The organism is Mycobacterium sp. ACS4331 (assembly GCF_001667265.1).
Lineage (GTDB): Bacteria > Actinomycetota > Actinomycetes > Mycobacteriales > Mycobacteriaceae > Mycobacterium.
The window spans coordinates 63,869-86,771 of sequence record NZ_LZHW01000029.1 but is presented as its reverse complement, the minus strand read 5'-3'; the positions used below and the strand labels follow the sequence as shown (position 1 = coordinate 86,771).

The 22,903-nt window shown below is 67.8% G+C and carries 21 protein-coding genes; 10 read left to right on the top strand and 11 right to left on the bottom strand.

Going from position 1 to position 22,903, the window contains the following annotated elements; genetic code table 11:
- Positions 1-39 precede the first annotated feature (39 nt).
- Positions 40-1,548: a pup deamidase/depupylase gene (gene dop / locus A5727_RS08060; RefSeq protein WP_068247317.1), complete on the bottom strand. Its 1,509-nt coding sequence runs from the start codon at positions 1,546-1,548 to the stop codon at positions 40-42.
- A 92-nt stretch (positions 1,549-1,640) separates the two neighbouring features.
- On the opposite strand from dop, the gene A5727_RS08055 reads away from it, so the two are divergent.
- From A5727_RS08055 to A5727_RS08040, 4 genes are read left to right on the top strand one after another with little or no spacing between them, the layout of a single operon-like run.
- Positions 1,641-2,873, top strand: coding sequence for an amidohydrolase family protein (locus A5727_RS08055; protein WP_068247363.1), 1,233 nt, complete (start codon positions 1,641-1,643; stop codon positions 2,871-2,873).
- Positions 2,851-3,996, top strand: coding sequence for a hypothetical protein (locus tag A5727_RS08050; protein WP_068247314.1), 1,146 nt, complete (start codon positions 2,851-2,853; stop codon positions 3,994-3,996). Before A5727_RS08055 ends, A5727_RS08050 begins: the two co-directional genes overlap by 23 nt.
- A gap of 1 nt (position 3,997) precedes the next feature.
- Complete coding sequence (locus A5727_RS08045) at positions 3,998-5,167, top strand: hypothetical protein (protein WP_068247311.1); 1,170 nt, start codon at positions 3,998-4,000, stop codon at positions 5,165-5,167.
- Positions 5,157-5,777 carry a hypothetical protein gene (locus tag A5727_RS08040; protein ID WP_068247308.1) on the top strand — a complete coding sequence of 207 codons (621 nt, stop codon included), beginning with the start codon at positions 5,157-5,159 and terminating at the stop codon, positions 5,775-5,777. The genes A5727_RS08045 and A5727_RS08040 overlap by 11 nt, the downstream gene beginning before the upstream one ends.
- A 4-nt stretch (positions 5,778-5,781) precedes the next feature.
- Here A5727_RS08040 and A5727_RS08035 read toward each other — a convergent pair whose 3' ends face one another.
- Together A5727_RS08035 and arc are read right to left on the bottom strand one after the other, a co-directional pair.
- Positions 5,782-6,273: an adenosine-specific kinase gene (locus A5727_RS08035; RefSeq protein ID WP_068247305.1), complete on the bottom strand. Its 492-nt coding sequence runs from the start codon at positions 6,271-6,273 to the stop codon at positions 5,782-5,784.
- 60 nt (positions 6,274-6,333) lie between these two features.
- Positions 6,334-8,187: a proteasome ATPase gene (gene arc, locus A5727_RS08030; RefSeq protein WP_068247302.1), complete on the bottom strand. Its 1,854-nt coding sequence runs from the start codon at positions 8,185-8,187 to the stop codon at positions 6,334-6,336.
- Between the two features lie 151 nt (positions 8,188-8,338).
- Here arc and A5727_RS08025 point away from each other — a divergent pair, with 151 nt between their 5' ends.
- The 3 genes from A5727_RS08025 to A5727_RS08015 are packed head-to-tail and all read left to right on the top strand — an operon-like array spanning position 8,339 to position 9,663.
- Positions 8,339-8,836 carry an MTB12 family secreted protein gene (locus tag A5727_RS08025; protein WP_068247300.1) on the top strand — a complete coding sequence of 166 codons (498 nt, stop codon included), beginning with the start codon at positions 8,339-8,341 and terminating at the stop codon, positions 8,834-8,836.
- A 15-nt stretch (positions 8,837-8,851) separates the two neighbouring features.
- Positions 8,852-9,358: a lipoprotein LppK gene (gene lppK / locus A5727_RS08020; RefSeq protein ID WP_502687662.1), complete on the top strand. Its 507-nt coding sequence runs from the start codon at positions 8,852-8,854 to the stop codon at positions 9,356-9,358.
- 11 nt (positions 9,359-9,369) lie between these two features.
- Positions 9,370-9,663, top strand: coding sequence for a DUF503 domain-containing protein (locus A5727_RS08015; RefSeq protein WP_068247298.1), 294 nt, complete (start codon positions 9,370-9,372; stop codon positions 9,661-9,663).
- A 13-nt stretch (positions 9,664-9,676) separates the two neighbouring features.
- On the opposite strand, the gene A5727_RS08010 is transcribed toward A5727_RS08015, so the two are convergent.
- Positions 9,677-10,504, bottom strand: a complete 828-nt coding sequence (locus tag A5727_RS08010; protein WP_068247297.1) for a tRNA (adenine-N1)-methyltransferase — start codon at positions 10,502-10,504, stop codon at positions 9,677-9,679.
- Between the two features lie 71 nt (positions 10,505-10,575).
- Between A5727_RS08010 and A5727_RS08005 the strand changes: the two genes are divergently transcribed.
- Positions 10,576-11,391 carry a RecB family exonuclease gene (locus A5727_RS08005; protein ID WP_068247291.1) on the top strand — a complete coding sequence of 272 codons (816 nt, stop codon included), beginning with the start codon at positions 10,576-10,578 and terminating at the stop codon, positions 11,389-11,391.
- Positions 11,388-12,161, top strand: coding sequence for a thioesterase family protein (locus A5727_RS08000; protein ID WP_068247289.1), 774 nt, complete (start codon positions 11,388-11,390; stop codon positions 12,159-12,161). Before A5727_RS08005 ends, A5727_RS08000 begins: the two co-directional genes overlap by 4 nt.
- On the opposite strand, the gene A5727_RS07995 is transcribed toward A5727_RS08000, so the two are convergent.
- From A5727_RS07995 to A5727_RS07975, 5 genes are read right to left on the bottom strand one after another with little or no spacing between them, the layout of a single operon-like run.
- On the bottom strand, positions 12,158-13,531 hold the full coding sequence (locus A5727_RS07995; protein WP_068247287.1) for an FAD-containing oxidoreductase: 1,374 nt from the start codon (positions 13,529-13,531) through the stop codon (positions 12,158-12,160). The genes A5727_RS08000 and A5727_RS07995 overlap by 4 nt on opposite strands.
- Positions 13,528-14,007, bottom strand: coding sequence for a DUF4126 family protein (locus tag A5727_RS07990; protein ID WP_068247283.1), 480 nt, complete (start codon positions 14,005-14,007; stop codon positions 13,528-13,530). Before A5727_RS07990 ends, A5727_RS07995 begins: the two co-directional genes overlap by 4 nt.
- A gap of 17 nt (positions 14,008-14,024) precedes the next feature.
- Entirely contained in the window at positions 14,025-14,870 is an 846-nt protein-coding gene (gene hisG / locus A5727_RS07985; protein WP_068247358.1) for an ATP phosphoribosyltransferase, read from the bottom strand.
- Between the two features lie 5 nt (positions 14,871-14,875).
- Positions 14,876-15,139 (bottom strand): phosphoribosyl-ATP diphosphatase, encoded by a 264-nt coding sequence (locus A5727_RS07980; protein WP_068247280.1) that lies wholly within the window; start codon positions 15,137-15,139, stop codon positions 14,876-14,878.
- Between the two features lie 38 nt (positions 15,140-15,177).
- On the bottom strand, positions 15,178-16,671 hold the full coding sequence (locus A5727_RS07975; RefSeq protein WP_068247278.1) for a sugar porter family MFS transporter: 1,494 nt from the start codon (positions 16,669-16,671) through the stop codon (positions 15,178-15,180).
- Between the two features lie 136 nt (positions 16,672-16,807).
- Here A5727_RS07975 and A5727_RS07970 point away from each other — a divergent pair, with 136 nt between their 5' ends.
- Positions 16,808-18,259: an LLM class flavin-dependent oxidoreductase gene (locus A5727_RS07970; RefSeq protein WP_068247272.1), complete on the top strand. Its 1,452-nt coding sequence runs from the start codon at positions 16,808-16,810 to the stop codon at positions 18,257-18,259.
- 3 nt (positions 18,260-18,262) lie between these two features.
- Here the strand turns inward: A5727_RS07970 and A5727_RS07965 are convergent, their stop codons facing one another.
- Both A5727_RS07965 and metH read right to left on the bottom strand, forming a co-directional pair.
- The gene (locus tag A5727_RS07965; RefSeq protein ID WP_068247271.1) at positions 18,263-18,943 is read right to left on the bottom strand and encodes an HAD family hydrolase; all 681 of its coding nucleotides are present in this window, start codon (positions 18,941-18,943) and stop codon (positions 18,263-18,265) included.
- An 86-nt stretch (positions 18,944-19,029) separates the two neighbouring features.
- On the bottom strand, positions 19,030-22,767 hold the full coding sequence (gene metH / locus A5727_RS07960) for a methionine synthase (RefSeq protein WP_231991990.1): 3,738 nt from the start codon (positions 22,765-22,767) through the stop codon (positions 19,030-19,032).
- Positions 22,768-22,903: the final 136 nt, after the last annotated feature.

Sequence of the window (22,903 nt, the reverse complement as noted above, 5' to 3'; positions counted from 1 at the left end):
CCACATTACCGGTCGGAGCCCGGAATGCCGGGCATCGCGTCAGTTCGTGAGCTGCTCCACCAGTTCGACGGCGCTGTCCACGGAGTCCAGCAGCGCACCGACATGGGCTTTGCTGCCGCGCAGCGGTTCCAGCGTCGGAATCCGCACCAGCGAGTCGCCGCCGAGGTCGAAGATCACCGAATCCCAGCTCGCGGCCGCGATGTCGGCGCCGAACCGGCGCAGGCACTCCCCGCGGAAGTAGGCCCGGGTGTCGGTCGGTGGATTGTCGACGGCATCGAGAACCTGCTGCTCGGTGACGAGTCGCTTCATCGAACCGCGCGCCACCAGCCTGTTGTACAGCCCCTTGTCGAGCCGCACATCGGAGTACTGCAGGTCCACCAGATGCAGCCGCGGCGCCGACCAGCTCAGGTTCTCCCGGTTGCGGAAGCCTTCAAGGAGCCGCAGTTTGGCCGGCCAGTCCAGGATCTCGGCGCACTCCATGGGATCGCGCTCGAGCAGGTCCAACACGTGCGCCCAGGTCTCCACGACGTGCGAGGCGCGCGGGTCCGGATCGCGGGCGTCCACCAGCTTGGCCACCCGGTCGAGGTAGATGCGTTGCAGCGCAAGGCCCGTCAACTCGCGACCGTCGGCCAGCGCGACAGTGGCCCGCAGCGACGGGTCACGGCTGATCACATGCACGGCATGCACCGGACGTGCCAGGGCCAGATCGGACAGGTCGAGGCCGTGGTGCGGGCCCTCCTCGATCAGGTCCAGCACCAGCGACATCGTGCCGACCTTGAGGTAGGTCGAGGTCTCCGCCAGGTTCGCGTCACCGATGATGACGTGCAGGCGCCGGTACTTGTCGGCATCGGCATGGGGTTCGTCGCGCGTGTTGATGATGCCGCGCTTGAGCGTGGTCTCCAGGCCCACCTCGACCTCGATGTAGTCGGCCCGCTGCGACAGCTGGAACCCCGGCTCATCGCCCGAGGGTCCGATGCCCACGCGCCCGGACCCGGTGACGACCTGGCGCGACACCAGGAACGGGGTCAGGCCCGAGATCACCGCCGAGAACGGCGTCTGCCGGCTCATCAGATAGTTCTCGTGCGTCCCGTAGGACGCACCCTTGCCGTCGACGTTGTTCTTGTACAACTGCAGCTTGACCGCACCCGGCACCGAGGCGACATGGCGCGCCGCGGCCTCCATGACACGCTCGCCGGCCTTGTCCCAGATCACCGCGTCCATCGGGTCGGTGACCTCGGGTGCGGAGTACTCGGGATGGGCATGGTCGACGTAGAGGCGGGCCCCGTTGGTCAGGATCATGTTGGCCGCACCGACCTCGTCGGCGTCGACGATCGGCGGCGGCCCCGAGGACCGGCTGAGGTCGAAGCCGCGCGCGTCCCGCAGCGGTGATTCCACCTCGTAGTCCCAGCGTGTCCGCTTGGCCCGCTGAATCCCGGCCGCCGCCGCGTAGGCGAGCACCGCCTGAGTGGAGGTCAGGATCGGATTCGCGGTCGGGTCGGACGGTGACGAGATACCGTACTCGACCTCGGTACCGATGATCCGTTGCATGCGCCCAGCCTAGAGGTCAAAGCAGGGCACCTGCCCAGGGGCCGTGTCGATGCTTGCCAATGCCCTGCGCGCTTGGTGGAGTGGGCAGCGCCATGACAACTCTGCTGCTGCACAACGCGACCCTCATCGACGGCACGGGCGGCGACCCGGTCCCCGACGCCACCGTCATCGTCGACAAGGACCGGATCACCTGGGCTGGACCCTCCGCGCAGGCCCCCGCCACTGCGGACGCCACCCGCGTCGACCTCGGGGGGAACAGCCTCTGCCCGGGGTTCTTCGACTGCCACGTGCACTTCAGCCTGCCCGGGAAGAAGGGCACCCCGCTGGAGCGCGCCATGCGCCCGGCGTCCTACCTGTACTTCGAACTGCTCGAACGGCTGCGCGTCACGCTGCACAACGGCGTGACCACGGCCCGGGACCTGATGGGCATCGACCCCGGTGTGCGCGACGCCGTCGCCGACGGCCTGATCCCCGGGCCGCGCCTGCTGGTCGCCATCAACATGCTCAGCCAGACCGCCGGGCACGCCGATTTCCACCTGCCCTCCGGGATCGACCTGACCCCCTACGTGGGCGGCTCGCTGGTGGACACCGTCGACGACGCACGCCGACGCACTCGGGAACTGATCGCCGCGGGCGCCGACGTCATCAAGGTGGCCTCCAGCGGCGGGGTCTCCTCGCCCAACGACGATCCGACGTGGCTGGGCATGCGAACCGAGATGATCGCCGCGATGGTCGAAGAGGGGCAGGCATACGGCGGCCGACCCGTCGCCGCGCACGCGATCGGCCGCGCGGGTATCCGCGCCGCGGTCGACGCCGGGGTGCACTCCGTCGAACACGGGTACGACCTCGACGACGATCTGCGGGCCCAGATGGTTGCTCAGGGCACCTTCCTGGTGCCCACCCTGTTGGAGACCATGAGCCCGGTGACGGCGTCGCCGGCAGGGGCCCGCAAGAGCGCGCACTGGCACGACTTGGCGCACGAGTCGATCGCGGCCTCGGCCGCGGCGGGAGTCAAGATCGCTGTCGGCACCGATGCCGGCCTGTCCCCCGATCACGGCACCAACCTGGCCGAACTGGGTCTGCTGGTGCGCTTCGGTGGCCTGACACCCATGCAGGCGATCGTGGCGGGCACGTTGACGTCGGCCCAGTTGTGCGGGGTCGACGATCGCCTGGGCAGCGTCGAAGCGGGCAAGATCGCCGATCTGGTGGTGGTCCGCGGTAATCCGTTGGCCGACATCGACTCAGTCGGCGAACCCGCGAACATCCTGCTGGTGGTCAAAGAAGGCGCTACGGTATCCAATCGTGGCGGCTTCGCAGTCGGATGAGCGCATTGCCGCCGAAACCTGGTTCCTGACACACGGATTGCCCGCGGTGCTGCGCCCCGGCGCGTTGGTGCGGCGGGTCTGGCCCCGGTCGGCACCAGCTCTGGCGGCGTTCGCGGTGCTGATGGCGGGCTCCATCCTGATCGTCGCGCTGACCGGAAAACACACCATCGACATCGACGGCACACCCACCCGCACCGAGTGGTTCGTGCTGGCGGTGTTCGTGTTCGGCCTTCCGGCGGGCGTACTCGTCGGTTGGCTGGTGTCCCGGCTGTCCATGCCGGCCCGATCGGTGGCATCCGGGGTGTCACTGGTGGTGGCCGCCCTCGGTGGGATCTTCGGTGGCCCCACCCCGTTCCATTTCGTCGACCTGCTCATCGAACTCGCGGTCGTCGCGGTGATATTCGGATGTACGGCAACCGGAATCGGTTCGATCATGGGATGGAGCGCCCGCACCACGATGGCGAACCTGGCCTCGGTCGGCAACCTCTTCGTGCAGGCTCTGCCGGTGGTGCTGTTGACGGTCCTGGTGTTCTTCAACGCCGCGGTGTGGACCATGGTGACTCTGATCAGCAGGTCGCGGCTGTGGCTCGCGCTCGGATTCCTGTTCCTGGTTGCTGCCGCGTTCCTGTTGTCGAGCACGCTGGAGCGGGTTCGGCCGATCCTGCGTTCGACGGACAAGGCCGGTGACGACGATGCCCGCCTCGCCGGCACTCCGTTCGAGCATCTGCCAGACCGGCCCGTGCGCAAGCCGCTGTCCCGGATAGAGCAGGCCAATGTCGTCTTCGTGCTTGGGGTTTCGCAGGTGTTGCAGGTGCTCACGGTGGCGATTGTGACGGCCGCGATCTTCTTCGTGCTCGGATTGATCCTGCTCAGTCCCCCGGTGCTGGATGCCTGGACCCGCGGCGGACCCAGCGACGGCCAGATCCTGGGCATGACGTTCCCGGTGCCGCAGTCGCTCATCCACATCACCATGTTCTTGGGCGCGTTGACCTTCATGTACCTCGCGGCGAGGGCCGTCACCGACACGGAGTACCGGACCCGTTTCCTGGATCCGGTGATCGACGACCTGCGATTGACCCTGGTGGCCCGCGACCGTTACCGCACCGCAACGGTCGGCGAGTGACATGGCGCTCACGCGGGCCGAGAAACGCCGGGTGCACGACTGGTTCCTGGCCCGCGGCCTGCCGCTGGTGCTCACCCGCAGGGTGCGCTCACGCGCTCTGATCCCTCGGTCCGCACCGGCGGTGGCCGGCGTCGGCGCGCTCACCGCGGTCACGATGCTGCTGGCGAACTGGACCGGCGCCGCACCGGATTACGGCTACATCGTGCGGTTGGCCGTGCTCGCGGCAGTCCTGATCGCGGCCCCGTTTGCGCTGTACGTGTTGCACCGCATGGGTACGACGGCATCCGAGGCGGGCCGGCGCACCGCCGCACTTCTGGTGATGGCGATCTTCGTGCTGATCATGCCGGTGGCGGCCTCAGGCTGGTCTTCGGCGGCCCTGGCCGAAATCCCGATCTTCCTCCTGGTGTCACTGCTGACCATCTGGTTCACCTATCTGGGGTTCGGCTCGATCCTGTTATGGGCATTCCGATTCGCCTGGATCCAGTTGGGCGCGCTGGGCACCCTGATGAGCCGGGCGCTGCCCCTGCTGATGCTCACGGTGGTCGTCTACTTCACCGGCGAACTGTGGCAACTGGCCGCCCGGATGACCCGCGAACGGCTCTGGCAGACCATCGGATTCCTGGCGCTGGTGGCTCTCGTGTTCATGGTCGCCACGATCCGCGACGAGGTGCTGGCGCTGCGCGACGACCGCTCCGGTCAGTCCGACCCTGCCTCGCTGCTGCGGGGCACGCCCCTGGCGCTGCCACCCGGCAGCCGGCCGGCCCGCACCCCGCTGTCACTCGGCGAGCAGGCCAATGTGGTTGCGGTGATGGTGGTTTCGCAGGCCATCCAGGTGGTGCTGTTCACCACGGGACTGTTCGCGTTCTTCTTGGTCCTCGGCATCATCGCGATCCCCGATGACGTCACGGTGTTGTGGTCGTCCGAGCAGACCTGCGCGACGGGTGAGCCGCCCTGTGCGGGAACATGGTTCGGCATCCACATCCCGATTCCGCAGACCGTGGTGCACACCTCGCTGTTCGTCGCCGTGCTGTCCGGCCTGTATTTCACGGTCAGCACGAGCGTCGACCCGCTGTATCGGCAGCGCTTCTTCGAACCACTGATCGCCGACGTCGCGGTCAGCCTCGCCGGCCGCGACGCCTATCTCGAGATGGAGGACAGCGATGGCCGGTGAGGCGTTCAACGATGACGTGTTCGACAAGCGCTACGGCGAGGTGCTGCTCATCACGGCTGGCGAAGACGGTCCGGAAGCCACCGTGTACTGCAGCTTTCCGCTCAATGACTGCCCCGCGCACCTGTGGAACCAGCTCGATGCGGAGGCGATCGCCAAAGAGCACGGCGCGGTGGCGGCTCTGCTCAACGGCCCCCGGCACTGGCTGATGAGCAGCATCGAGAAGGTGACCGGCGCCGAGTCCGACACCAGGACATTCGGCGGAATCGCGATGGCCCGCCAAGCCCGGGTGAAGCTCTCGTCGATGAACCCCGCGCCCTACAGCGTCAACCGGGTGGATCGAAAGACGGTGTTCCACTTCGATTCCGGTCGGCCGATCTTCGAACTGGTCGACCCGCGAGGACAACGCTGGGTCATGCAGACCTACAGCCAGGCCGTGGATCCCGGCCTGAATCTGGCAGGCCTCCCGCAGCTGGCGTCGCGGCTGACCCTGCCGGAGGGCTGGTCCTACGAAACCCGCACCCTCACCGAACGCTTGAGTGTGGACACCACCACCCGCGATGCCCACGTCACCCAGGACAACTTCGCCAACAGCTACTCACTGCAGCTGTGACAATTCAGAGCTTGTAGCCGATCACCCGCAGCAGCTCGCGGCGCGCCACGACATCGTCATCGGACTCGACGCCCAGCGGTGGCTCACCGTCGATCACCCCGACGATGCCGCGACCGCGCTCGGTGACCGCCACCAGGACCTCGACCGGGTTGGCGGTGGCACAGAAGACCGTGCAGACCTCGGGCACACCCTTGATCTGGTTGAGGACGTTGACCGGAAAGCCTTCGCGCAGGAAGATCACGAAGCCGTGTCCGGCGCCGATCGCCAGGGCGGCGCCGGTCGCCAGGTCGATCAGTTCGGCGTCGTTGCCGCTGCGGCGAACCAGACGTGGGCCGGACGCCTCGCAGAACGCCAGCCCGAACCGCAGGGGTCCACCGACCCCGACCAGCGCCTCGTGCAGATCCTCGACGGTCTTGATGAAGTGCGACTGCCCGATGATGACGTTGACGTCTTCGGGCTTGTCGACGGGCACCACGTCCCAGGACAGCGACGGCATGACTCCATGGTGCGCCGAGTTGACCCGGCGCGACCACGGAATCGCGGTGTCAGAGATGACCTAGAGGTACTGCCCCAGGTTGCTCTCGGTGTCGATGGCCCTGCTGGCCGAGGAGCTCTTGCCCGTGACCAGTGTGCGGATGTACACGATCCGCTCGCCCTTCTTGCCCGAGATCCGCGCCCAGTCATCGGGATTGGTGGTGTTGGGCAGGTCCTCGTTCTCGGCGAACTCGTCGACGATCGAATCGAGCAGATGCTGGATCCGCAGACCGGGCTGACCCGTCTCGAGCACCGACTTGATCGCGTTCTTCTTCGCGCGGTCGACGACGTTCTGGATCATGGCGCCGGAGTTGAAGTCCTTGAAGTACATGACTTCCTTGTCACCGTTGGCGTAGGTGACCTCCAGGAACCGGTTGTCGTCGATCTCGGCGTACATCCGGTCGACGACCTTCTCGATCATCGCCTTGATGCACAGCGAACGGTCGCCGCCGAACTCCGCGAGGTCGTCGGCGTGCACCGGCAGGTCCTCGGTGAGGTACTTGCTGAAGATGTCCTGAGCAGACTCGGCGTCGGGCCGCTCGATCTTGATCTTGACGTCGAGGCGGCCGGGCCGCAGGATCGCCGGGTCGATCATGTCCTCACGGTTGGACGCACCGATGACGATGACGTTCTCCAAGCCCTCCACGCCGTCGATCTCGCTGAGCAGCTGGGGCACGACCGTCGTCTCGACGTCCGAGCTCACACCCGTGCCGCGGGTGCGGAAGATCGAGTCCATCTCGTCGAAGAACACGATCACCGGGGTGCCCTCGGAGGCCTTCTCGCGAGCCCGCTGGAAGATCAGGCGGATGTGCCGCTCGGTTTCACCGACGAACTTGTTGAGCAGCTCGGGACCCTTGATGTTCAGGAAGTACGACTTGGCCTCGCGTGACTCCTCACCGCGCAGCTCGGCCATCTTCTTGGCCAGCGAGTTGGCGACGGCCTTGGCGATCAGCGTCTTGCCGCACCCCGGAGGCCCGTACAGCAGCACGCCCTTGGGCGGGCGCAGCGCGTACTCCTTGTAGAGGTCCTTGTGCAGGAACGGCAGCTCCACGGCGTCGCGGATCTGCTCGATCTGACGGGTCAGGCCGCCGATGTCGTGGTAGCTGACGTCGGGAACCTCTTCGAGGACGAGGTCCTCCACCTCAGCCTTGGGCACGCGCTCGAAGGCGTAGCCCGCCTTGGTGTCGACCAGCAGGGAGTCGCCGGGCCGCAGCTTGCGGGGCCGCTGTTCCAGTTCGTCGGCGGTCAGCGTCGCGGCGATCTCGGGCGGCAGGTCGGTGGCCGACACCAGCGGTTCGGCCAGCCACACGATGCGCTCCTCGTCGGCGTGGCCGACGACGAGGGCGCGCTGGCCGTCGGCCAGGATCTCGCGCAGCGTGCTGATCTCGCCGACCGCCTCGAAGTTGCCGGCCTCGACGACGGTCAGCGCCTCGTTGAGGCGGACCGTCTGTCCCTTGCGCAGGACCTTCACATCGATGTTCGGCGACACCGTGAGCCGCATCTTGCGGCCGGAGGTGAACACGTCGACGGTGTCGTCGTCGGCGACCCCGAGCAGCACGCCGTATCCGCTGGGCGGCTGTCCGAGCCGGTCCACCTCTTCACGCAGGGCGAGCAGTTGCTGGCGCGCTTCCTTGAGCGTGTCCATCAGCTTGGCGTTTCGCGCGGCGAGCGAGTCGATCCGGGCCTCGAGCTGGTGCACCTCGCGGGCATTCGAGACGCCGCCAGGGGCCCCATCGGCCTCCGCGGCGATCTCGGCGAGCTGTTCGCGCAGTACCGCGGCCTCCCGTCGCAGCTGCTCCAACTCGGCGGCATCCTCGCTGGACATCGAGGGGTTGAAGCCATCTGAGTAGGCTCCTGAACGCTCCGACTCACTCATGTTGCGCTCCTCTCCCGCACCGAAAGTTGGTGCAGTAACACCTTCAACGCTACCGGCGATTCAGTCATTGTGTGCGCTGTAGGAATTCGACACACCAGCGACACTGTTAGCCTCTGAAGGCGAGACGGCCCAACGAAAGGACGCCTTGAACATGAAATACCTAGCCACGGGGGTGGCCGCCATTGCCGGTGCCGCTGTCATCGCCGGCGCGGCAGCGGCAGGTGTGACTTCCATTGCAGCCGCTCCGGCGCAGCCGCAGGCGCAGCTCGCGGTGTTCGGCACCCCGATGCCCCTGAACCCGGCGGCCGACGTGCCCACGGCCGACGATCTGTACGGCGTGCTCAACGGCCTGGCCAACCCCGGAGTCCCGTTCTCCAGCAAGGGCTATCTGGTCGAGAACGGCATCGGCATCATCGAGGGCAAGACCGCCGACCGGCTGATGAAGAACGCCGTCGCCAAGGGTCTGTTGCCCCTGAGCTTCTCGGTGTCGGACATCGCGCCGAGCGCACCGGGCGTGGCCAGCGCCAACGTGACGGCCTCCGGGCCGGGTCTGGCGCCCACCACTCAGACCATCACGTTCGTGAATCAGGGCGGCTGGAAGCTGTCCCGCGGTTCCGCCTCCCAGGTGCTGACGCTCTTCTCGTCGTGAGTTGAACCTCCTGAGTTGAACCGCCTGATCACAGCCATGAGCGCCGCCACGATTTTCGTGGCGGCGTTCGGGCTGTCTGGGTGCGGCCCACAGGAACGCGAGTCCGCCCCGCCCCCGGCCCCGACGTCGTCCACCGTCGCGCCGACCGTGCCGTCCGCCCCACTCCCGGATCCCGCGGCGCTGACCGACGTCGTGATGAAGCTCACAGACCCCGCGGTGCCCGGTGAGGAGAAGGTGCCCCTGATCGAGGGCGCCACCCCGGCCGAGGCCCAGACGCTCGACAACTTCGCCAAGGCGCTGTCCGACAACCACATGCTGCCGATGACGTACACGGCGACCGAACTGGCCTGGTCGGACTCCGGTCCACTGGGCACGGTGCGGGCGAACGTGACGTTGACCACGAGCAAGCCGGACACCGCCCCGTTCAGCTTCCCGATGCAGTTCAAGCAGACTCCGACCGGTTGGCAGCTGTCCCGCTCGACGGCCGACCTTCTGTTGGCGTTCGGTGACGGACCGCGCTGAGTTCTGCCGCCATGTGGATCGGCTGGCTGGAGTTCGACGTCCTGCTCGGTGACGTGCACTCCCTCAAGGAGAAGCGGTCGGTGGTGCGGCCCATCGTCGCCGAACTGCAGCGCCGGTTCTCGGTGTCAGCCGCCGAGACGGGGTCGCGGGACCTGCACCGCCGGGCGGGCATCGGCCTGTCGGTGGTCTCGGGAGAGCGGGCCCACGTCATCGAGGTGCTCGATGCGGCCGAACGACTGGTCGCGGCGCGCCCGGAGATCATGCTGCTGTCCGCGCGCCGGGGTCTGGCCCACAGCGACGACTGAGGGCCCGACGCGCTCAGGTCAGGCGTTTGCGACGCAGTGGCGTCGGCGTCACGGTGCCCTCGGCCAACCTGCGGGCCGAGATCAGGAACGCGGTGTGGCCGCGCATGTTGTGCTGAGGCCGCACGGCGAGGCCGACGGCGTCCCAGGCGCGCTGCAGGGTCTCCCACGCGCGCGGTTCGGTCCAGCACTGCTGTTCGCGCAGCGCCTCGACGGTCCTGGACAACTGCGTGACGGTCGCGACGTACACGATCAGCACACCGCCGGGCACCAGCGCCCGAGACACCGCGTCGAGCACATCCCACGGCGCCAGCATGTCCAGCACCGCGCGGTCCACCTGAGGTCCGTCGTAGTCGGCGAGGTCGGCGATCACCAGGTCCCAGTTGGCGGGGCGCTCCCCGAAGAACGTCTCGACGTTGCGCTCGGCGTGCACCGCATGGTCGTCACGCACCTCGTAGGAGATGACCTGGCCGGTCGGGCCGACCGCGCGCAGCAGCGAGCAGGTCAGGGCACCGGAGCCCGCCCCCGCCTCGAGCACGCGTGCGCCCGGGAAGATGTCGCCGTCGTGCACGATCTGGGCGGCGTCCTTGGGATAGATGACCTGGGCACCGCGCGGCATCGACAGCACGTAGTCGATCAGCAGGGGCCGCAGCACCAGGAACTGATCGCCGTTGGTCGACTTCACGACGCTGCCCTCGGGCTGGCCGATGACGTTGTCGTGCGCGATGGCGCCGCGATGCGTGTGGAACTCGTCGCCCGGTTTGAGCACCATGGTGTAGTGCCTGCCCTTGGCGTCGGTCAGCTGTACACGATCGCCGATGGTGAACGGTCCGGTCTGTGACACAGCACAAAGCCTCTCATGCCCCCGCGGAGAGCCTCTTATGCCCTGTCGGAGGCCCCGCATAGTCTCGATGTATGCACCGTCCCGCTCTGTCGCCGTCGCGGGCCTCCGACTTCAAGCAGTGCCCGCTGCTGTACCGCTTCCGGGCCATCGACCGGCTGCCGGAGCCGCCCTCGGCCGCGCAGGTCCGCGGCTCCGTCGTGCATGCGGCACTCGAGCGGCTGTACGCGCTGCCTGCGGCCGAACGGGTCCTCGACACCGCGCTGAGCCTCGTCGCACCCGCGTGGGAACTGCTCACGGCCGAGGAGCCCGAGTTCGCCCAGGCCTTCGCCCCCGAGCAGCGGGACCGTCTGCTGGCCGAGGCGCAGGCACTGCTCTCGGGGTACTACCGGCTGGAGGATCCGACCCGTTTCGATCCGGAGAGCTGCGAACAGCGCGTCGAGGTCGAGCTCGCCGACGGCACGCTGCTGCGCGGGTTCATCGACCGCATCGACGTGGCCGGCACCGGGGAGCTTCGGGTGGTCGACTACAAGACCGGCAAGGCACCACCCGAGGCTCGGGGCCTCGCCGAGGCCAAGGCCATGTTCCAGATGAAGTTCTACGCCGTGGCGCTGCTGCGCCTGCGCGGCGTCCTGCCCGCCCGGCTGCGTCTGGTGTACCTCGCCGACGGCCAACTGCTGGACTACACCCCAGACCTCGACGAGCTGGAACGCTTCGAGAAGACACTGATCGCGATGTGGCGGGCCATCCAATCCGCCGGGGCCACCGGGGATTTCCGGCCCAATCCGTCGCGGCTGTGCGGGTGGTGTGCGCATCAGGCACACTGTCCGGCATTCGGCGGCACACCGCCGCCGTACCCCGGCTGGCCGCAGGAGGCGTCAGCGGCGTGAGCGAGTGCTACTACCGACGGATCTCGGAGAACACGTTCGAGTCCAGCGATTTCACGCGCAGCAACTGGACACCCGAGATCCAGCACGGATCTCCCCCGCTGGCGCTGCTGACCAAGGTGATCGAGGAGCATCTCGACGGCTCCGGGCTGCGCATCGGCCGGCTGACGCTCGACATCCTGGGTGCGATTCCGGTGGTGCCGCTGCGGGTGCACACGTCGGTTCCGCGGCCCGGCAGGCGGATCGCCATGGTGGCCGCGGAGATGGCGACCTTGGATGCGCCGGATCGGCCGGTCGCGCGGGTCACGGCCTGGGCCCTGGCCACCAGCGACACCTCGGCCGCGGCCAGTGACCGCTTCCCGCCTCTGGGTGACACCGAGGACGAGCCGCTGCCGTCGTTCTGGTGGAACGCCCCCGGCTACCTGGAGTCGGTGGACTGGCGCCGCCAGCGCGACGATGCCGGGGCCCGGGTCTTCCGGCTCACACCGCGGGTCGGTCTGGTCGACGACGAGCCGACGACCGGGCTGCAGCGCCTGACCATGGTGGTGGATTCGGCCAACGGCATCGGCTCGGCGCTGAGTCCCGACGAGTACATCTTCATGAACACCGACACCACGCTGCACCTGCATCGGCTGCCGACGGGCGACAAGTTCGCGGTTCGGGCCCGCGGCTCAATCGGCCCGGACGGGATCGGCGTCACGACGGCCGAGGTGTTCGACCGCACGGGGTTCGTCGGGACGACGGCGCAGACACTGCTGGTGCAGCGCCGCTAATCCAGCGGCGTCAACTCCTGCAGCATCGTGGGCACCAGTTCGCTGACCGTGGGATGGATGTGCATGGTGCGCGAGATCGCGGTGTAGGGCTTCTTGGCCGTCATGATGTCGAGGATCGAATGGATGACCTCGTCTCCCCCGACACCGAGGATCGCCGCGCCCAGGATCTGCTCGGTCTCGGCGTCCACGACGACCTTCATGAAGCCCTGCGTCTCGCCCTTCTCCACGGCCCGCCCGACGCGGGTCATGGGCCGCTTGCCCACCAGCGCCCTGCGTCCCGTCCGGCGGACCTCGTCGACCGTCATCCCGGCGCGCCCCAGGGGCGGGTCGATGTAGAGCGCGTAGGTCGGAATGCGGTCGCTGACCCGACGCGGATCGTCGTCGAGCAGGTTGGCCGCCACAATCTCGAAGTCGTTGTACGACGTGTGGGTGAACGCCCCCCGCCCGTTGCAGTCCCCCATCGCCCAGATGCCCTCGACGTTGGTGCGCAGTTGGTCGTCGACCACGATGTACCCGCGCTTGTCGGTCTGCACCCCCGCGGCGTCGAGTCCCAGGTCGTCGGTGTTGGGCCTGCGTCCGGTGGCCACCAGCAGGTGACTTCCGGTGATCGGCGCGGCCCCCTCGCGCGGGGTGAGTTCGAAGCCGCTGCCCGTGCGGGAGAGCCGCATGGCGTCCGCGCCGAGGACGACCGTGATGTCCTCGGCCTCCAGAATGTCCTTGATGGCCGCCGAGACGTCCTCGTCCTCGCGTGAGGTCAGGCGCGGCCCCTTCTCGACGACTGTGACCCGCGCGCCGAACCGCCGGTACATCTGGGCGAACTCGAGCGCGATGTAGGAGCCGCCGATGATCACGAGATGCTCAGGGACGGAATCGAGTTCGAGGATTCCGACGTTGGTCAGGTAGTCGACGTCGGCCAGGCCCGGGATGTCGGGCACCACGGCGCGCCCACCCACGTTGAGGAAGATCTGGTCGGCCTCGATGGTCTGGTCCTCGCCGATGCGCAGCGTCTTGGGGCCGACGAATCGGGCGTGGCCGCGGATCAGCGTGCAGCCGGGCATCCCGGCGATCCAGTCCTCGACGCCGCGCCGGTCGCCGAGCATGATTTTGTCCTTGCGCGCCTTCACCTTTGCCATGTCGACGGTGACATCGGTGATTCCGACGCCGTACTCGTCGCCACGCCGGGCAACGTGCGCGGCGTGTGCACTGGCGACCAGCGTCTTGGTCGGGATGCAGCCGGAGTTCACGCACGTGCCGCCGACGAGGCTGCGTTCGACGACCGCGACCGTCCGGCCGGCCGCGGTGAGCCGGCCCGCGAGTGGCGGACCGGCCTGACCGGCGCCGACGACGATCGCGTCGAAGCGTTGAGTCACAGCACGGCTGACAACGCGGCGATACCGAATGCACCCAGGACCGCGATCGCGTCCTCGGTCAGCGCGACGGGAAGGTCGATGCCCACCTTGTCAGACAGCCTGCGGCGCAGTTCATAGCCGACGAGGGTGCCGATCACCGCACCGACGATGCCGGCCCCCAGCCCCCCGAAGGTGTAGCCCCAGGCCGTGCCCAACGCGGCGCCGGCCAAGCCGCCGGTGATCAGGCGCGCACCGAACTGCATGGGTGTCTTGCGACTGGGCGTCTTGGGCAGCTGGTCGGTGACCAGCTCCACGACGGCGAGCACGGTCAGCAGTACGACGGTGACCCAGTTGCCCATCCACGAGGCCCAGGTGCCGTCCAGGTTGATCCATTGCAGCGCTGCGGCCCACGCGATCGCGGCCGGAGCACTGAACGCCCTCAGACCGGCGACGACACCGATGAGCAGGGCCAGCAGCAGTACCAGGAAGTGCGTCACCTTCGGACGCTAACACGTCAGAAGCGACAGAACCTGATGTCAGACGCCAAGATCGCCTTGGCTCCGATCGCGGCGAGCTCATCCATGATGGCGTTGACGGACTTGCGCGGCACCAGCGCCCGCACCGCGACCCAGTCCGGATCGGCCAGCGGCGCGATCGTCGGGGACTCCAGGCCGGGCGTCACCTCGGTCGCGCGATCCAGAACCGCACGCGGGCAGTCATAGTCGAGCATCAGGTACTGCTGGCCGAAAACAACCCCCTGCACGCGGGCGGCGAGCTGGTCCCGGGCCGGGTCGGCGGGCCTGCCCTCGGCCTCGATCAGCACGGCCTCGGAGTCGCACAGGACGTCACCGAAGGCGACCAGATCATGCTGGCGCAGAGTGCGTCCCGAGCCGACCACATCGGCGATGGCATCGGCCACACCCAGTTGGATGGAGATCTCGACCGCGCCGTCCAACCGGATGACGGACGCCTCGATGCCCTTGGCGGCGAGATCATTGCGGACCAGATTCGGGTAGGCCGTGGCGATCCGCTTGCCGGCCAGGTCGGCAACCGTCCACTCGCGCCCCGCCGGGGCGGCGTAGCGGAACGTCGACGAACCGAACCCGAGGGCCAGGCGTTCCGAGACCGGGGCGTTGGACTCCGCGGCCAGATCCCGGCCCGTGATTCCGCAGTCCAGCTGGCCCGACCCCACGTAGATGGCAATGTCCTTGGGCCGCAGGAAGAAGAACTCGACCTGGTTGAGCGGGTCGATGACGGTCAGGTCCTTGGGGTCGGTGCGACGCCGGTATCCGGCCTCGGCCAGGATCTCGGCGGCCGACTCACTCAGGGCGCCCTTGTTCGGGACGGCAACGCGCAACATGTCGCTCACAGCTTCCGGTACACATCATCGAGGGTCAGACCACGCGCCAGCAGCAGCACCTGTGCCCAGTACAGCAGCTGGCTGACCTCCTCGGCCAACGCGTCGTCGGACTCGTGCTCGGCGGCCAGCCAGACTTCGCCGGCCTCCTCGAGGATCTTCTTGCCGATCGTGTGCACCCCGGCGTCCAGTGCGGCGACGGTGCCACTGCCGGCGGGCCGGGTGCGGGCGCGTTCGCCCAGTTCGGCGAACAGCTCCTCGAAGGTCTTCACGGGCGTTCATTCTTTCATGCCCGCCGATCACGCCCGCGTCAGGTGACGGTGGGCTCCTGCCGGCTCGTCTGATGGCCGTCCTCGTGCAGGAGTTCGGCGTGCATGTCCTCCAGCGCGACACCCTTGGTCTCACGCACATACCGCCAGACGAACACCAGCGACAGGATGGCGCACAGGGCGTAGAAGCCGTACGCGACGCCGAGGACCTCGCGCAGTCCCGGGAACGTGACGGTGATCAGGAAGTTCGCCACCCACTGGCCGGCGGCCACCAGCCCGAGCGCGGCCGCGCGGATCCGGTTCGGGAACATCTCGCCGAGCAGCACCCACACCACCGGGCCCCACGACATGCCGAAGGCCACGACGAACAGGTTCGCGGCGATCAGCGCGATGGGTCCCGCGGCCCCGTCCAGGATCGGCTGTCCGTCGACCTGCGGCGCGGTGCCGAAGATGATGGCCATGGTGGCCAGCGTCACCGCCATGCCGGCCGAACCGATCAGCAGCAGGGGCTTGCGGCCCACCTTGTCGATCAGGGCGATCGCGATGAGGGTGGTGGCGATGTTGACCACCGAGGTGATGACCGTGATCGTGAAGGACGAACTCTCGTCGAAGCCGACAGCCTCCCAGAGCACGTTGCTGTAGTAGAAGATCACGTTGATGCCGACGAACTGCTGGAAGATCGACAGCCCGAGTCCGACCCAGACGATCCCGTAGAGGCCGCCGCCCGGCTTTCCGAGATCACGCCACGACGGCGGTTTCTCCGACTGCAGCGTCTCCTGGATGCGGGTGATGGTGATTTCCAGGTTCTTCTCGCCGAGAAGCCTGGTCAGCACGCGGCGGGCTTCCGGAATGCGATGAGTGGCAACGAGATACCGCGGCGATTCGGGGATCGTGAAGGCCAGCAGTCCGTAGACGACCGCGGGCACCGCCATCGCCAGGAACATCCATCGCCAGGCCTCCATGCCCAGCCACAGTTCCTTGTCGGACCCGCCAGCCAGGTGTGCCAGCAGCCAGTCGACGGCCAGGGAGATGAAGATGCCCGACACGATGGCCAGCTGCTGCAGCGACCCGAGCCTGCCGCGGATGTGGGCCGGTGAGGTCTCGGCGATGTAGGTCGGTGCGATCACCGAGGCGACACCGACGCCGATGCCGCCGATGACGCGGAACACGATGATGAGCCACACGTTGGTCGCCAGGCCCGCGCCGATGGCACTGAGCAGGAACAGCACCGCGGCCAGCTTCATCACCGCCAGACGCCCGACCCGGTCGGCCAACCGGCCCGCCGTCAGCGCACCGAGCGCGGCGCCGAGCAGCGCCGAGGCCACCGCGACCCCGAGCATGAAGTTGCTGATGTCGAAATGCTTCTGGATCGCCGACACCGCACCGTTGATCACCGCGCTGTCGTAGCCGAACAACAGGCCACCCAACGCCGCGGCCGAGGCGATGCGCACGGCGCTGCGGCCCGAGTTGAAGTGCTGGTCTGCGTCGATGAACGGATCGTGGTCGCTTGAACCGCCGATCGGACCGTGGGACATCAGCCGTCCTTTCCGCCGCGCCGCGTGAGATGAGTCACCTCCACCTTGGCACAACAGTGTGCCCGATCACATTGCTTTCGAATCGTGCGGACTCAAACCGGTGACCGGCCCAAACAGATCGACCAGCGTGCCCACAGTGACCCGAACCATCCGCTTCAACGCCTTCGACATGAACTGCGTCGCCCACCAGTCCCCCGGACTGTGGCGCCACCCCGAGGACCAGTCGGCCCGCTACAAGGATCTGAGCTACTGGACCGAGTTGGCGAAGCTGCTCGAACGCGGTCGGTTCGACGGGTTGTTCATCGCCGACGTGCTGGGCACCTATGACATCTATGGGGCCAGTGACGAAGCCGCCATCCGCCAGGCCGCCCAGATCCCGGTCAACGACCCTCTGCTGCTGGTGTCTGCGATGGCGCTGGTCACCGAGCACCTCGGCTTCGGTGTCACCACCGGAACGGGTTTCGAGCATCCCTATCCGTTCGCCCGCCGGATCTCGACGCTCGACCACCTGACGAAGGGCCGGATCGGCTGGAACATCGTCACGGGGTATCTGCCGTCGGCGGCGCGCAACATGGGCCAGACCGATCAGCCCGCACATGATGCGCGCTACGACCACGCCGACGAGTACCTCGAGGTGCTCTACAAGCTGTGGGAGGGGTCCTGGGAGGACGAGGCGGTGATCCGCGACGCCGACGGCGGCGTCTTCACCGACCCCGCCAAGGTGCACCACATCGGGCACCAGGGAACACATTTCAGCGTGCCCGGCATCCACCTGTCGGAGCCGTCGCCGCAGCGCACCCCGGTGATCTTCCAGGCCGGCTCGTCACCGCGCGGGGTCCGGTTCGCCGCCGAGAACGCCGAGGCGATATTCACCGCGGCCCCGACCAAGGCGCTGCTGGCCGAGACCGTCAGCACCATCCGTCGCGAACTCGAACTCGCCGGCCGAGATCCGTACTCCGCACGGATCTACAACCTGTCGACCGTCATCACCGCGGCCACCGACCAGGAGGCGGCGGCCAAGTACGCCGAGTACCTGTCATACGGCGACGCCGAGGGCGCACTGACCTTCATGTCGGGGTGGATGGGCGTGGACCTGTCGCGGTTCGGGTTGGACGAGCCGATCGGCAACGTCGACTCCAACGCGATCCTCTCGGCCGTCAAGGCGTTCCAGTCCGCCGACCCCGACGGTGGTGAATGGGCCGTGGCCGACATCGCGAAGTGGGGCAAGATCGGTGGCATGGGCCCGCTGGTCGTGGGCTCGGGCGAGTCCGTGGCCGACACCCTGCAGGAGTGGGTCGCCGAGACCGACGTCGACGGGTTCAACCTGGCCTACGCCATCACTCCGGGATCGTTCGCCGACTTCATCGAGCACGTGGTGCCGGTGCTCACCGAACGCGGCGCGCACCAGGCCGAGTACACCCCCGGCACGTTGCGGAACAAGCTGTTCGAGCAGGGAGACCGGCTGCCCGGTGAGCACCGCGGCGCGAGTTACCGGGTGGGCGGGCCGAACTCGACGATCATCGAGCGGCCCACCACCGCGCCGTCGTCGTCGGCCTCAGTGGCCAGCCAGCCCGTCTCCGGCCGCTGACGCTCAGGTGCTGTGCTCGCGCAGGTCGCCGATCTCGGCGTGCACCGCGCGCAGGTCCGCTGGTGTGAGCTGATCCAGCGAGTCGGCACGGCGGCGCCGCGCGCTCGTCGGCACCTCAATGTCGTTGGGGATCACCAGGACTGCGCAGCCCGCCAGCACAGCCGCCTCGGACCCGGTCAGCGAGTCCTCGATGGCCAGACAGTCGGCCGGATCCAGCCCCAGCAGTTCGGCGGCACGCAGGTACGGGTCGGGCGCGGGCTTGCCGCTGGGGACCTCGTCGGCGCACACCGACACCGAAAAGTAGTGCCGGCCAATGCTGTCCAACGCCTTCTCGGTGAGCCCCCGGCGGGTGTTGGTCACCAACCCCATGGGAACCTCAGCCGCGAGCAGCTGGTCCAGCATCTCCTTCGCCCCCGCACACCACGGCAGACCGGTGGCGAACAGCTCACCGACGTACTCGTGCAGCCAGTCGGCGGTCTGGGCCATGTGGTGCGGGTCGGGGTCCAACCCGAGGTCGGCGTAGACGATCTCCATGACGGACTCGGCCGACCCACCGACCGTGGCCGTACGCACGTCGGCGGGCAGTTCACGGCCGTGCCGGCGGTAGAGCTCCTGAATGCCGAGATCCCACAGCTTTTCGGAGTCGACGAGGGTGCCATCCATATCCCACAGCACCGCACGCATGGTGACAGTCTCTCAAAACCCGGGACCGAGCCGAAATCCTGTGGCCTGCGTCACTTTCGCCGCCCTCTTACGCCGAGGCAGCTCGCTCAGTCCTCCGGGTTGTAGCCCAGGTTCGGCGCCAGCCATCGCTCGGCCTCCCGCAGCGTCCAGCCCTTGCGCCGGGCGTAGTCGGCGACCTGATCCTGCGCGAGCCGGCCGACGACGAAGTACTGCGACTGCGGGTGTGAGAAGTACCAGCCGCTGACGGCGGCCCCCGGCCACATCGCCATCGACTCGGTCAACTCGATGCCGGTCCGCTCGGTGACGTCCATCAGCTCGAACAGCGTCGCCTTCTCGGTGTGCTCGGGGCAGGCCGGATAGCCGGGTGCCGGTCGAATACCGACATACCGCTCCCCGATCAGGGCCTCGTTGTCCAGCTGCTCGTCGGGCTCATAGCCCCAGAACTCCATCCGAACCCGTTGATGCATCCGTTCGGCGAACGCCTCCGCGAGCCGGTCGGCGAGCGACTCCAGCAGAATCGCGCTGTAGTCGTCGTGCGCCGACTTGAATTCGGCGATCCTGTCCTGGCTGCCGAGGCCGGCGGTGACGGCGAACGCGCCGATGTAGTCGGCCAGCCCGGTCTCCTTGGGCGCGATGAAGTCGCCCAGCGACCGGTTCGGGATGCCGTCGCGGTGCTCGCCCTGCTGGCGCAGGTTGTGCAGCGTCGTCAGCACCTCGGTGCGGGACTCGTCGGTGTAGACCTCGATGTCTTCGCCCCCCGAGCCCACTGCGTTAGCGGGGAAGAATCCGATCACCCCGTTGGCCGTCAGCCACTTCTCCTTGATCGCGGTGTCGAGCATCTCCTGCGCGTCGTCGTAGAGCTTCCGCGCGGCCTCACCCGAGGCCGGGTTGTTGAGGATGTCCGGGAAGCGGCCCTTCATCTCCCAGGCGTTGAAGAACGGCTGCCAGTCGATGAACTCGCGCAGCTCGGCGAGGTCGTAGTCCAGAAACTCCCGGACTCCGGTGCCGACCGCGGGCACCGGCGGCGTGTAGCCCTCCCACTCGATCGGCGTCCGGTTCGCCCGGGCCTTCTCCAGGGTGAGCATCGGCCGCTCGTTCTTCTCGGCGTGCCGTTCGCGCAGGGCCGCGTAATCCTTCTCGGTCGCCTCGAGGAGGGCCGGCCGCTGCCGGTCGTCGAGCAGCGCCGCAGCCACCGGCACCGAGCGGGACGCATCCTTGACCCAGACCACCGGACCGCTGCGCCGCGGCGCCACCTTCACGGCGGTGTGGGCCCGCGACGTCGTCGCGCCGCCGATCAGCAGCGGAATCTCCAGGCCCTGGCGCTCCATCTCCACGGCGAAGTTGACCATCTCGTCCAGTGACGGGGTGATCAGGCCGGACAGACCGATGATGTCGGCGTTGTGCTCGTTGGCGGCGTCGAGGATCTTCTGTGCGGGCACCATCACACCGAGGTCGATCACGGTGTAGTTGTTGCACTGCAACACAACTCCGACGATGTTCTTGCCGATGTCGTGGACGTCGCCCTTGACGGTCGCCATCACGATGGTGCCGTTGCTTCTCTCGGCGTCGCCCGGTTGCTTCTCGGCCTCGATGTACGGCAGCAGGTAGGCCACGGCCTTCTTCATCACGCGGGCCGACTTCACCACCTGGGGCAGGAACATCTTGCCCGCGCCGAACAGATCGCCGACGACGTTCATGCCGTCCATCAGCGGGCCCTCGATGACCTCGATCGGGCGCCCACCGGCGGCGGCGATCTCGGCCCGCAGTTCCTCGGTGTCGGCGTCGACGTGGGCGTCGATCCCCTTGACCAGGGCGTGGGTGATCCGCTCTCGGACCGGCAGGCTGCGCCATTCCTGGACAGCCGCGTCGCCGGTCGACTCGTTCGTGTTGAAGCGCTCGGCGATCTCCAGCAGGCGCTCGGCCGCGTCCTCACGCCGGTTCAGCACGACGTCCTCGATGCGGTCCCGCAGTTCGGGGTCGATGGAGTCATACGGCACCAGGGCGCCGGCGTTGACGATGCCCATGTCGAGCCCCGCCTTGATGGCGTGGAACAGGAACACCGAGTGAATCGCCTCGCGGACCGGGTTGTTGCCGCGGAACGAGAACGACACGTTGGAGATGCCGCCGGAGAGGTGCACGCCCGGCAGGTTCTCCTTGATCCACGCGCAGGCGTCGATGAAGTCGATGCCGTAGGTCGCGTGTTCCTCGATGCCGGTCGCCAGGGCGAAGCAGTTCGGGTCGAAGATGATGTCCTCGGCCGGGAAACCGACCTCTTCGGTCAGAATCCGGTACGCGCGCCCGCAGATCTCCTTGCGGCGCTCGAGATTGTCGGCCTGCCCCTGCTCGTCGAAGGCCATCACCACGACAGCGGCGCCGTACTTGCGGCACAGCCTCGCCTCGCGGACGAACTTCTCCTCGCCCTCCTTCAGCGAGATCGAGTTGACGATCGGCTTGCCCTGCACGTTCTTGCACCCGGCCTCGATGACCTCCCACTTGGAGGAGTCGATCATCACCGGGACGCGGCTGATGTCCGGCTCGGAGGCGATCAGCTTGGTGAACCGGTCCATCGCGGCGACGCCGTCGATCATGCCCTCGTCCATGTTGATGTCGATGACCTGCGCACCGCTCTCAACCTGCTGCAGGGCCACCGACAGCGCGGTGTCGTAGTCCTGCGCCTTGATCAGGTTGCGGAACCGGGCCGAGCCGGTGATGTTGGTGCGTTCACCGATGTTGACGAACAGGGAGTCGTCGGTGATGTTCAGCGGCTCCAGGCCGGCCAGCCGGGTGGCCACCGGAATCTGTGGCACCTCGCGCGGCGGTCGCCCCTCGACGACCTTGGCGATCTCGGCGATGTGCGCGGGCCCGGTTCCGCAGCACCCACCGACGATGTTGACCAGTCCGGCCTCGACGAAGTCGGCGACGTAGCCGGCCTGACGTTTCGGGGACTCGTCGTACTCACCGAACGCGTTGGGCAGGCCCGCATTCGGGTAGCAGGAGACGAAGGTGTCGGCGATCCGCGACATCTCGGCGAGGTACGGCCTCATCTCGGGCGCGCCCAGGGCGCAGTTGAGGCCGACCGCCAGCGGCCTGGCGTGCCGGATCGAGTTCCAGAACGCCTCGGTCGTCTGACCGGACAGGGTCCGCCCGGACGCATCGGTGATGGTGCCCGAGATGATCACCGGCCAGCGGCGCCCGCGCTCCTCGAACAGCGTCTCGATGGCGAAGATCGCGGCCTTGGCGTTGAGCGTGTCGAAGATCGTCTCGACGATCAGAAGGTCGGCTCCCCCGTCGACCAGACCGCGGGCGGCGTCGGAGTAGGCGGCGACAAGCTGGTCGTAGGTGACGTTACGGGCGCCCGGATCGTTGACGTCCGGCGAGATCGATGCGGTCCGCGTCGTCGGCCCCAGTGCCCCGGCGACGTAGCGGGGCTTCTCGGGGGTGCTGAACTCATCGCAGGCTCGGCGGGCCAGGGCGGCTCCGGCATAGTTCAGCTCGTAGCTCAGCTCCGCCATGTCGTAGTCGGAGAGGGAGACCGCGTTCGCGTTGAACGTGTTGGTCTCCAGGATGTCGGCGCCCGCCTCGAGATACTCGCGGTGGATGCCGAGGATGATGTCGGGTTGCGTGAGGGTCAGCAGATCGTTGTTGCCCTGAAGCGGGCTCGCCCAGTCCTTGAACCGCTCGCCGCGGTAGCCCGCCTCGTCCGGCCGGTCACGCTGGATCGCGGTGCCCATCGCGCCGTCGATCACCAGGATCCGCTGGCCCAGGGCCGCCGTGAGCTCATCGGTGCAGTCGGGGCGGTTGTTGGGCGTCAAAGTGTCCTGCACGCGCACTCCTTCCTGTTACGGAAGGCGTCCTTGACTTCGCCGAGCGTGGCGGAACCGGCAGAATCCGGGATCCGTTGCAACGCCTCTCGACCCCGCGAGTCTACGTTGTCACGCATCGACGTGTGGACGCCCGACC

Bases quoted from the DNA above. Each gene is read 5' to 3' on its own strand.
- dop (WP_068247317.1), bottom strand. From the start codon at position 1,548: ATGCAACGGATCATCGGTACCGAGGTCGAGTACGGTATCTCGTCACCG.
- A5727_RS08055 (WP_068247363.1), top strand. From the start codon at position 1,641: ATGACAACTCTGCTGCTGCACAACGCGACCCTCATCGACGGCACGGGC.
- A5727_RS08045 (WP_068247311.1), top strand. From the start codon at position 3,998: ATGGCGCTCACGCGGGCCGAGAAACGCCGGGTGCACGACTGGTTCCTG.
- A5727_RS08040 (WP_068247308.1), top strand. From the start codon at position 5,157: ATGGCCGGTGAGGCGTTCAACGATGACGTGTTCGACAAGCGCTACGGC.
- A5727_RS08035 (WP_068247305.1), bottom strand. From the start codon at position 6,273: ATGCCGTCGCTGTCCTGGGACGTGGTGCCCGTCGACAAGCCCGAAGAC.
- arc (WP_068247302.1), bottom strand. From the start codon at position 8,187: ATGAGTGAGTCGGAGCGTTCAGGAGCCTACTCAGATGGCTTCAACCCC.
- A5727_RS08025 (WP_068247300.1), top strand. From the start codon at position 8,339: ATGAAATACCTAGCCACGGGGGTGGCCGCCATTGCCGGTGCCGCTGTC.
- A5727_RS08015 (WP_068247298.1), top strand. From the start codon at position 9,370: ATGTGGATCGGCTGGCTGGAGTTCGACGTCCTGCTCGGTGACGTGCAC.
- A5727_RS08005 (WP_068247291.1), top strand. From the start codon at position 10,576: ATGCACCGTCCCGCTCTGTCGCCGTCGCGGGCCTCCGACTTCAAGCAG.
- hisG (WP_068247358.1), bottom strand. From the start codon at position 14,870: ATGTTGCGCGTTGCCGTCCCGAACAAGGGCGCCCTGAGTGAGTCGGCC.
- A5727_RS07975 (WP_068247278.1), bottom strand. From the start codon at position 16,671: ATGTCCCACGGTCCGATCGGCGGTTCAAGCGACCACGATCCGTTCATC.
- A5727_RS07965 (WP_068247271.1), bottom strand. From the start codon at position 18,943: ATGCGTGCGGTGCTGTGGGATATGGATGGCACCCTCGTCGACTCCGAA.